General features: G+C 61.3%; 1 protein-coding gene. It reads right to left on the reverse strand.

Annotation, left to right across the window (positions count from 1 at the left end; genetic code table 11):
• Positions 1-55 precede the first annotated feature (55 nt).
• Positions 56-269: hypothetical protein (locus tag SB771_RS34705; protein ID WP_410722001.1), on the reverse strand; the 214-nt coding region annotated here is incomplete at its 5' end.

The following is a 269-nucleotide window of genomic DNA, read 5'->3' on the forward strand; positions in this document are numbered from 1 at the left end:
GGCGCGCCGCCCGCCACGCAGGCGTGGACAGAGCGGCGCGCCACACGCAGGGCGTTTAGCCGCCGCGCGATGCGTCCTTCACATTGCTCGCGCCGCTCTTGGCGACGTTCGAAACGGATGCGTACATGCTCTGTTCCACCTGCATCTGGGCGGACATCATGGTCATCTGGTCCATTTCCTGGGTGAGACCTTGCATCATGGAACCTGCCGAACCTACGGACATATCGACCTCCGTTGACTGCGATTGAACAACTTGAAAAAGGGCGTGG

Source organism: Burkholderia sp. SIMBA_051, assembly GCF_046534915.1.
Lineage (GTDB): Bacteria > Pseudomonadota > Gammaproteobacteria > Burkholderiales > Burkholderiaceae > Burkholderia > Burkholderia ambifaria.